General features: G+C 43.9%; 10 protein-coding genes. 7 read left to right on the top strand and 3 right to left on the bottom strand.

Features of this window, described 5'->3' with window-relative positions:
- Positions 1 to 173: 173 nt before the first annotated feature.
- From rpsF to rplI, 4 genes are read left to right on the top strand one after another with little or no spacing between them, the layout of a single operon-like run.
- Positions 174 to 542 (top strand): 30S ribosomal protein S6, encoded by a 369-nt coding sequence (rpsF, locus tag B9J84_RS03650; protein ID WP_013857919.1) that lies wholly within the window; start codon positions 174 to 176, stop codon positions 540 to 542.
- An 8-nt stretch (positions 543 to 550) separates the two neighbouring features.
- The gene (priB, locus tag B9J84_RS03645; protein WP_026027846.1) at positions 551 to 853 is read left to right on the top strand and encodes a primosomal replication protein N; all 303 of its coding nucleotides are present in this window, start codon (positions 551 to 553) and stop codon (positions 851 to 853) included.
- Between the two features lie 16 nt (positions 854 to 869).
- Positions 870 to 1,097, top strand: a complete 228-nt coding sequence (rpsR, locus tag B9J84_RS03640; RefSeq protein ID WP_000090472.1) for a 30S ribosomal protein S18 — start codon at positions 870 to 872, stop codon at positions 1,095 to 1,097.
- A gap of 33 nt (positions 1,098 to 1,130) precedes the next feature.
- Positions 1,131 to 1,580, top strand: coding sequence for a 50S ribosomal protein L9 (gene rplI, locus B9J84_RS03635; protein ID WP_013857917.1), 450 nt, complete (start codon positions 1,131 to 1,133; stop codon positions 1,578 to 1,580).
- Positions 1,581 to 1,645: 65 nt separating this feature from the next.
- Here rplI and B9J84_RS03630 read toward each other — a convergent pair whose 3' ends face one another.
- The gene (locus B9J84_RS03630; RefSeq protein ID WP_013857916.1) at positions 1,646 to 2,410 is read right to left on the bottom strand and encodes a YdiY family protein; all 765 of its coding nucleotides are present in this window, start codon (positions 2,408 to 2,410) and stop codon (positions 1,646 to 1,648) included.
- A 175-nt stretch (positions 2,411 to 2,585) separates the two neighbouring features.
- On the opposite strand from B9J84_RS03630, the gene B9J84_RS03625 reads away from it, so the two are divergent.
- From B9J84_RS03625 to pgi, 3 genes are all read left to right on the top strand, one after another.
- Positions 2,586 to 3,992: a replicative DNA helicase gene (locus B9J84_RS03625; RefSeq protein WP_013857915.1), complete on the top strand. Its 1,407-nt coding sequence runs from the start codon at positions 2,586 to 2,588 to the stop codon at positions 3,990 to 3,992.
- Positions 3,993 to 4,005: 13 nt separating this feature from the next.
- Positions 4,006 to 5,079, top strand: a complete 1,074-nt coding sequence (gene alr, locus B9J84_RS03620; RefSeq protein ID WP_404206319.1) for an alanine racemase — start codon at positions 4,006 to 4,008, stop codon at positions 5,077 to 5,079.
- Between the two features lie 221 nt (positions 5,080 to 5,300).
- Complete coding sequence (gene pgi, locus B9J84_RS03615; RefSeq protein WP_029388348.1) at positions 5,301 to 6,953, top strand: glucose-6-phosphate isomerase; 1,653 nt, start codon at positions 5,301 to 5,303, stop codon at positions 6,951 to 6,953.
- 96 nt (positions 6,954 to 7,049) lie between these two features.
- Here the strand turns inward: pgi and B9J84_RS03610 are convergent, their stop codons facing one another.
- Both B9J84_RS03610 and zur read right to left on the bottom strand, forming a co-directional pair.
- Complete coding sequence (locus B9J84_RS03610) at positions 7,050 to 7,511, bottom strand: chemotaxis protein CheX (RefSeq protein WP_017043302.1); 462 nt, start codon at positions 7,509 to 7,511, stop codon at positions 7,050 to 7,052.
- Between the two features lie 18 nt (positions 7,512 to 7,529).
- The gene (zur, locus tag B9J84_RS03605; protein ID WP_094123554.1) at positions 7,530 to 7,952 is read right to left on the bottom strand and encodes a zinc uptake transcriptional repressor Zur; all 423 of its coding nucleotides are present in this window, start codon (positions 7,950 to 7,952) and stop codon (positions 7,530 to 7,532) included.
- Between the last annotated feature and the right edge of the window lie 2 nt (positions 7,953 to 7,954).

The raw sequence follows: 7,954 nt of genomic DNA, 5'->3' as shown, positions 1-7,954 counted from the left end.
GGCTTAGGCTTCCCTTTTTGTTTGATGTGACCCTTAGTACATTTCCCTTGCTAATCCTGCTTCGTTTCTGTACTATTTGCCGTCCTTAATTCTCGGTCTTTTTTTTTCGTTCCTTGCTTCCTATGGACGACCGAGCCAAACCTGGAAGCTGAATAATCCGTAAGGAGCAACCGATGCGTCATTATGAAATCGTATTCATGGTGCACCCAGATCAAAGCGAGCAAGTTGCTGGCATGATCGAGCGTTACACTGGTTCTATCACTGAAACTGGCGGTACTATCCACCGTCTAGAAGATTGGGGTCGTCGTCAAATGGCTTACCCAATCAACAAGCTTCACAAAGCTCACTACGTTCTTATGAACGTTGAAGCTGACCAAGCTGTGATTGATGAGCTAGAAACTGCTTTCCGTTTTAACGATGCAGTTCTACGTAACATGATCATGCGTACTAAAGCTGCTATCACCGAGCCATCAATCATGCTGAAAGCTAAAGAAGAGCGTTCTAAGCGTGATGAAACTCGTTTCGATGCAGACGCTGAGTAATTGATTTTATGACCAATCGGATGGAGTTGAGTGGCACTGTCGCAAAACCTCCCATTCGAAGCCAAAGTCCTGCGGGTATTGAACATTGCCGTTTCTGGCTTGAACATCGCTCAACAGTGATAGAAGCTGATTTACCGAGACAAGTCTATTGTCGTATGCCGGTAGTTGTCAGTGGGCAGAGGTCAACGAATCTCACTCAACACTTAGTACAAGGCAGCACCATAACCGTAAGTGGCTTTGTCGCTTACCAAACTAGCCATAATGGCGTAGGTAAATTGGTGCTACATGCCGACCACATTACTCAAATTTAAGATCAGGAGATAGCCCATGGCTCGTTTCTTCCGTCGTCGTAAATTCTGCCGTTTCACTGCAGAAGGCGTACAAGAGATTGATTACAAAGATGTAGCAACTCTTAAAAACTACATAACTGAAGCTGGTAAAATCGTACCTAGCCGTATCACTGGTACTAGCGCTAAATACCAACGTCAGCTAGCTCGTGCAATCAAGCGTTCTCGCTACCTAGCTCTATTGCCATACACTGATAAACATCAGTAATTGGCACCGTTTATTAAGAAAGAGGATTAATCAATGCAAGTTATTCTACTTGATAAAATCGGTAACCTAGGCAGCCTTGGCGACACTGTAAGCGTGAAATCTGGTTATGCTCGTAACTTCCTTATCCCACAAGGTAAGGCTGTAATGGCAACTAAATCTAACGTTGAAATGTTTGAAACTCGTCGTGCTGAACTTGAAGCTAAAGTTGCTGAGCAACTTGTTGCATCTCAAGCTCGTGCTGAACAAGTTAACGCTCTTGAAGCTGTTGTTATTACTTCTAAAGCAGGCGATGAAGGTAAACTATTTGGTTCTATTGGTACTCGTGATATCGCTGACGCTATTACAGCGGCAGGTGTTGCAGTATCTAAGAGCGAAGTTCGTCTACCTGAAGGTGCTCTACGTAACGTAGGTTCTTTCGAAGTGAGCATCCAACTTCACTCAGAAGTGTTTGCAACTGCGAAAATTCAAATCGTTGCTGAATAATTTCAGTCTTCGGATGAATTGAAAACACCAGCCTTGGCTGGTGTTTTTTTTTATCTTCAAACTACCTAGAAACGAAACTGTAAACTAAATGAAGTGACGCTATCGGCTTTACTTAGTCCTGCTGGAACCTTATCGTGGTATTGGCGAGACAAGTTCACTTTCAACGCAATCGAATCAGTAATGTGATTGGTTAAAATGAGTTCGCTATCGGTTCTGATATTACTTTCTCCTGCGACAAGAGTCAGTTCAGAGGAGATGGTTAAATTATCGAAAGTTGCCCAAACACCTTTTAAGTTACCACGAAATATGACTTCTTCGACTGTATTTGCAAATACAATATCTGTACTTGATATCTCATCTAGGTTGGGTTTTTGGTAACGAAAACCGGGCCCTATTTCAATCTCTAATAGCAATATGTCGGTATTCATCAATTGGTAACCCATTCCACCAGATAGCGTGTAGTCTTTGAAATAGGCGCTGTATTTTGAATCAACACCGTTAAAGTTTGCGTATAGATAGGCTTTTGAAGCTAACTTATAGTCACTTTGCAGCGAATAGTTTGCCTGCCGCTTATTCTCTTTTCCATTTTTATCAAGACGATACAATTTCCACTCACCATTGGTTCGATGGCGACCTGTTATGTATTCTGTCTTGACTCGTGAATTCAATGACTCTGAATCAGTATTACCTGAGTGGGCTTGGTAACCCAATTCGACTTGGCTATTCCAAGGAGAAGGAACTTCGATTTCCGTATCGTTTTTAAGATCCTCATTAGCATAAGCTGCACTCATCGCGAACAGGCTAAAACTAAGAAACCAAATTTTGGACACGAAGCACCCCTAAAGTGAATAAAAAATAGTGGGCGAAATAGTAGGTGTAGGGCGGTTCTGTTTGGTCAGCATGAGGTTAATTCTCTACGAGATAAACACAAAGTTTCGTTTACATAATTACAAATGATCTATTCTGGCTATAATGGTCGGTCATTAGATAGTATTGAGCGAAGTCATGGCTGCACCACGAACAGATCAACGAAATCGTAAACCGTTTGACGCACAAGTCGACGCAATTAAAGTTCCTCCACATTCGATCGAAGCTGAGCAATCAGTGATTGGAGGTTTGCTATTGGATAACGAACGTTGGGATACGGTGGCTGAGCGTGTGGTCAGCAAAGACTTCTATAGCCGTGCACACCGCCTAATTTTTGATGCAGCTAAATCGATTTTGGAAGCCAGTAAGCCACTCGATCTTATTACATTATCTGAGTATCTCGAGCGTCGCGAACAGTTGGAAGATGTCGGCGGTTTTGCCTATTTAGCGGATTTGGCGAAAAATACGCCCAGTGCGGCTAACATTAATGCTTATGCTGAAATCGTAGCGGAACGAGCATTGGTGCGTAACCTTATCGGTGTTGCCAATGAGATTGCGGATGCAGGTTATGATCCGCAAGGGCGCAGTTCGGAAGATTTGCTCGATCTGGCTGAAAGTAAAGTGTTCGCCATTGCTGAGGAGCGTACCAGCGAAAATGAAGGCCCGCAGAATGTCGATTCGATTTTAGAAAGAACTTTAGAGCGTATTGAACTGCTGTATAAAACACCACAAGATGGTGTCACGGGCGTGAATACGGGGTTTGCTGATCTCAATAAGAAAACGGCTGGTTTACAAGGTTCTGATTTGATCATTGTGGCTGCTCGCCCTTCTATGGGTAAAACGACGTTTGCCATGAACTTGTGTGAAAACGCGGCCATGGAGCAAGAAAAACCGGTTCTTATCTTCTCTCTTGAGATGCCGGCTGAACAAATCATGATGCGTATGTTGGCATCGCTTTCTCGCGTTGATCAAACCAAAATTCGTACTGGGCAGCTGGATGATGAGGATTGGGCACGAATTTCATCTACCATGGGTATTCTCATGGAAAAGAAAAATATGTACATAGATGATAGCTCAGGCCTAACGCCTACCGAGGTTCGTTCTAGAGCTCGTCGTATTGCGCGCGAGCATGGCGGCTTATCGCTCATCATGGTCGACTACTTGCAGTTGATGCGAGTTCCTTCGCAATCGGATAACCGTACTTTAGAAATTGCGGAGATCTCTCGCTCGTTAAAAGCACTGGCTAAAGAATTGAATGTGCCCGTGGTGGCTTTATCGCAGCTTAACCGTTCGTTGGAGCAGCGCGCCGATAAACGCCCAGTCAACTCTGACTTGCGTGAATCCGGTTCGATAGAACAAGATGCCGATTTGATCATGTTCATTTATCGCGATGAGGTGTATCACCCTGATAGTTCGTTAAAGGGTATCGCAGAGATTATTATAGGTAAGCAACGTAACGGCCCGATTGGTTCTGTACGGTTGACCTTCCAAGGGCAGTATTCTCGTTTTGACAATTATGCAGGCCCTGCATTTGACGATGAGTAATTTGATGAGCTACATGAAAGCGGCAACCGCCTGCATCGATCTCGATGCGTTAAAGCACAACCTACAGCGAGTAAAACAGCAGGCACCAAACAGTAAAATTATGGCGGTGGTCAAAGCAAATGGTTATGGTCATGGGCTTCGGCATGTTGCGAAACATGCACTGGGCGCGGATGCATTTGGCGTGGCGCGCATTGAAGAAGCGCTGCAACTGAGAGCGAGCGGTGTGGTAAAACCTATCTTGTTGCTTGAAGGTTTTTATTCCCCGATGGATCTTGCTGTATTGGTGACCAATAACATTCAAACCGTTGTTCACTGTGAGGAGCAGTTACTCGCCTTAGAGCAAGCTCAATTAGATGTCCCAGTCAATGTTTGGTTGAAAATCGATAGCGGAATGCATCGTTTAGGTGTGCGCCCAGAACAATACCCCGATTTTTTAGAACGTTTGCAAGCGTGTAAAAACGTAGTGAAGCCATTGCGTTATATGAGTCATTTTGGTTGTGCCGATGAACTCGATAAATCAACGACTTCTGAGCAAATTGAGCTATTTTTAGCAATGACAAAAGGTCATGAGGGTGAAAGATCACTTGCTGCCTCCGCTGGTTTATTAGCTTGGAAGCACAGCCAGTTAGAGTGGGTTCGCCCAGGTATTATTATGTATGGCGTTTCTCCTTTTGATGATAACTCGGCGCAAGCGCTGGGCTATCAACCTGTAATGACATTAAAATCACACTTGATCGCAGTGCGTGATGTTAAAGCGGGAGAGAGTGTCGGCTACGGTGCCACTTGGACAAGCTTGCGTGACACTAAGGTTGGTGTTATCGCAATTGGCTATGGCGATGGTTATCCTCGTACTGCACCCAATGGAACTCCGGTTGTTGTCAATGGGCGTAAAGTGCCGATTGCAGGGCGAGTTTCAATGGATATGCTTACGGTCGATCTCGGTCCGCAAGCCTGCGACAAGGTGGGGGATGAGGTTATTTTATGGGGAAAAGAGCTACCAGCAGAAGAAGTGGCCTCTCACATTGGCACGATCGCTTACGAGTTAGTGACGAAACTCACTTCTCGTGTTGAGATGTCGTATCAATAAAGCCAGAGTATGCACCCATTAGGTTTACCTGACCTAACTCAATATGAGAGCGGGTAAGCTGCGTCATAATGGCGCTCACAAAACGAATAACGACGTATTGCCTTCCAAATATAGGCAGTCGATACCATTTTCTTTTTTTGCTCAATCGGGGATTCCATCATTTTGAAACAGAGTTTAGGAATGATAGGAATAAAACCTACTGTCACATCGGGATAGATACCATGTTGAAAAATATCAATCCAACGCAAACCAACGCTTGGAAAGCACTGACTGCGCATTTTGAATCAGCGCAAGATATGGACCTTAAATCGCTTTTTGCACAAGATGCACAACGTTTCGATAAATTCTCGACTCGTTTTGGTTCAGATATTCTTGTTGATTACTCAAAAAATTTGATCAACGAAGAGACCTTACAACATTTACAAGCATTGGCGAATGAGACTGAACTAAAGTCAGCCATCGACGCTATGCTGCAAGGCTGCGCGATCAACCAAACTGAAGGCCGTGCCGTACTGCACACTGCGTTACGCAACCGCAGTAACACACCGGTCATGGTTGATGGTGAAGATGTGATGCCAGCCGTGAATGCGGTACTTGAGAAGATGAAATCGTTTTCTGAACGAGTGATTTCTGGTGAATGGAAAGGTTACACTGGTAAAGCGATTACCGATATTGTCAACATTGGTATTGGTGGTTCAGACCTTGGCCCATACATGGTCACAGAAGCACTTGCGCCGTATAAGAATCATCTTAATCTTCATTTCGTTTCTAACGTTGATGGAACACACATCGTTGAAACGTTGAAAAAAGTCAATCCAGAAACCACGCTATTTTTAGTGGCTTCAAAGACGTTTACTACCCAAGAAACCATGACCAATGCACATACGGCTCGTGATTGGTTCTTAGCGGAAGCAGGCGATGAAACTCATGTTGCAAAACACTTTGCAGCGCTGTCGACTAATGCGAAATCAGTCGCTGAGTTTGGTATTGATACAGACAACATGTTCGAATTTTGGGATTGGGTCGGTGGACGCTACTCACTATGGTCAGCAATTGGTCTATCCATTGTATTGGCTGTAGGCTATGACAACTTTGTGGAACTGCTGTCCGGCGCGCATGAGATGGATCAACATTTTGTGGCGACACCTTTTGAGCAAAATATTCCTGTGATCCTAGCCTTGATTGGTATTTGGTATAACAACTTCCACGGCGCCGAATCAGAAGCGATTCTGCCTTATGACCAATACTTACATCGCTTTGCCGCTTATTTCCAACAGGGCAATATGGAATCAAACGGTAAATACGTAGATCGTAACGGTCAAGCGGTAACTTACCAAACGGGTCCAATCATTTGGGGTGAGCCCGGTACTAATGGTCAACACGCCTTTTATCAATTGATCCACCAGGGAACAAAATTAATCCCGTGTGATTTTATTGCGCCAGCGCTCAGCCATAACCCAGCGGGTGATCATCACCAAAAATTGATGTCGAACTTTTTTGCTCAAACAGAAGCGTTAGCGTTTGGAAAAACGCAGCAAACCGTTGAAGCTGAGCTAAAAGCGGCGGGCAAATCAGCACAAGAAATGGCGGCAATCGCACCATTTAAAGTGTTTGAAGGAAACCGCCCAACCAACTCAATCTTAGTTAAGCAGATCACGCCACGCACTTTGGGCAACCTGATTGCGATGTACGAGCATAAAATTTTCGTACAGGGTGTTATTTGGAATATCTTCAGTTTCGATCAATGGGGCGTTGAGCTTGGTAAGCAGTTAGCAAACCAAATTCTGCCTGAGTTAGCCGACGATGCTCAAGTGAGTTCACACGACAGCTCAACCAATGGTTTGATTAACGCGTTTAAGACATTTAAAGCGTAATGCGTCAAAACCTTACTTGGATGTGAGTAAGGTTTTATCCAAATAAAAAAGGTTGATACTTAACGGTATCAACCTTTTTTTCTTTAATGAAAGAGCTTACTCGAAACAGATTTCGATAAAAGCGTTACCCCACTGAGAGGTAAACGGCATGATAATAATTGCACCTTCGCATTTATGACGAATCGTGTGGCCTTTTCCTGAGACAACAACCGGAGTTGCCATATCAAAGTCAAAACCACTCTCGGCAAGAATACGTTTAGCTCCGCCTGTCACCATGTTGGTGATTTCGCCGACCATATCTGTCACTTCTTCATTGAGACCGTTGGGGCGTTCACCTAACATATTTTGCATGATTTCCAATGCTAGACTTTCATCAAAAGTAATAGACATGGAACCGCGGCTTTGACTACCAACCATACCAATCAAGCCAGAGACATCACCACGGGCAATCTCATCTTTCTTTACACGAGGTTTCTGTGGCTTCAACTCTAATGAAGCCATCGTTTTTAACACGTTCATTAAAGAAGCTAAAAACGGGTTTACAAATTCAGCGCGCATAACCTTCTTCTACTGTTTTTATACTTTCAGACTTGAGGAACACGTTTGGCAAACACCATGAGATTCAATAACGTGATTAACGATGTTAAAACCGTGTTTCTCAGCGTTGCTTGCTAGCAAGGCTATCAGACTATCATCTTGAAGTTCAATAACATTGCCACATTTGTCACAAATTAATAGGTGTGAGAAATGCTTATTAGCATTACAAGAGCAACATGAAATAAAGCTATTTGTTGACTCCACTCTATGAATAAAGCCTTGTTCTAACAAAAAGTCCAGAGCACGATACACCGTTGGTGGTTTCGCTTGGGGCTCGCTTTGCTTTAAATCTTCAAGCAATTCATAAGCACTGGATGCTTTTTTGCTTGAACAAATCAGTTCAAACACTCTCTTTCGTTGAGAAGTTAGTCGTACTCCTCTCGCTGCGCATAGTTCTTCTATTT

Origin of the sequence: Vibrio sp. V03_P4A6T147 (genome assembly GCF_002241085.1) — a bacterium.
GTDB classification, from domain to species: Bacteria; Pseudomonadota; Gammaproteobacteria; order Enterobacterales; family Vibrionaceae; genus Vibrio; species Vibrio anguillarum.
The sequence above is the reverse complement of the archived record's forward strand: the minus strand, read 5'-3'. Positions and strand labels throughout refer to the sequence as shown.

Bases quoted from the DNA above. Each gene is read 5' to 3' on its own strand.
- rpsF (WP_013857919.1), top strand. From the start codon at position 174: ATGCGTCATTATGAAATCGTATTCATGGTGCACCCAGATCAAAGCGAG.
- priB (WP_026027846.1), top strand. From the start codon at position 551: ATGACCAATCGGATGGAGTTGAGTGGCACTGTCGCAAAACCTCCCATT.
- rpsR (WP_000090472.1), top strand. From the start codon at position 870: ATGGCTCGTTTCTTCCGTCGTCGTAAATTCTGCCGTTTCACTGCAGAA.
- rplI (WP_013857917.1), top strand. From the start codon at position 1,131: ATGCAAGTTATTCTACTTGATAAAATCGGTAACCTAGGCAGCCTTGGC.
- B9J84_RS03625 (WP_013857915.1), top strand. From the start codon at position 2,586: ATGGCTGCACCACGAACAGATCAACGAAATCGTAAACCGTTTGACGCA.
- alr (WP_404206319.1), top strand. From the start codon at position 4,006: ATGAAAGCGGCAACCGCCTGCATCGATCTCGATGCGTTAAAGCACAAC.
- pgi (WP_029388348.1), top strand. From the start codon at position 5,301: ATGTTGAAAAATATCAATCCAACGCAAACCAACGCTTGGAAAGCACTG.
- B9J84_RS03610 (WP_017043302.1), bottom strand. From the start codon at position 7,511: ATGCGCGCTGAATTTGTAAACCCGTTTTTAGCTTCTTTAATGAACGTG.